This is a genomic window from Vibrio sp. Vb2131 (genome assembly GCF_033338535.1).
Lineage (GTDB): Bacteria > Pseudomonadota > Gammaproteobacteria > Enterobacterales > Vibrionaceae > Vibrio > Vibrio alginolyticus.
The window spans coordinates 1-560 of record NZ_JAWOSW010000131.1 but is presented as its reverse complement, the minus strand read 5'-3'; the positions used below and the strand labels follow the sequence as shown (position 1 = coordinate 560).

The window sequence follows — 560 nt, the reverse complement described above, 5'->3', positions numbered from 1 at the left end:
TACGGATTGCTAATGGAGTAGCTTTATGTTGAAACCAGTAAAAATAAATGACGAAACATATAAAAGTTTAAAAACAAACTTGATTGTTTGGATAGTCTATTCTACGTCCAATTTTAAACTTCATATAGCAGATGAATTATCTGGTTGCGTCAATGTCAATGTCGATTGGATAGAGCTGGATTTATTTAATATTGATTTGGTTAAGAGCAAATCAATACCTGATCTAATTTATATTGAAACCGGGGAAAACTGGGCGCAAAAAGTGGCTCATGTTTATTCCAGTGACAGTAGTTTACAGCACAGCCATACGGCATTAATTGTTTTCGGTGATGAAAGCGATACCGCTTCACTCAAAATGGCGTTGCGACTGGGTGCGACAGATTATTTCTCGCGTTCAGTTGAACTCGGCGAGCTATACCCATTGTTGAAATCGACGGCTGAGGAAAAAGTTTCCAATAAGCAAATGGGTGATTTGACCTTATTTATCAATACCAAAGGCGGTTCTGGGGCGACAACCTTAGCAACTAATACGGCTATTGAACTTTCAAGTTACGCCAAAA

Annotated in this window: 1 pseudogene; it reads left to right on the top strand. The window is 38.2% G+C overall.

The annotated features are described in order from the left end of the window. Positions 1 to 25 precede the first annotated feature (25 nt). Positions 26 to 560 (top strand): annotated as a pseudogene (locus R7E38_RS23225) (type II secretion protein); the annotation flags it as partial.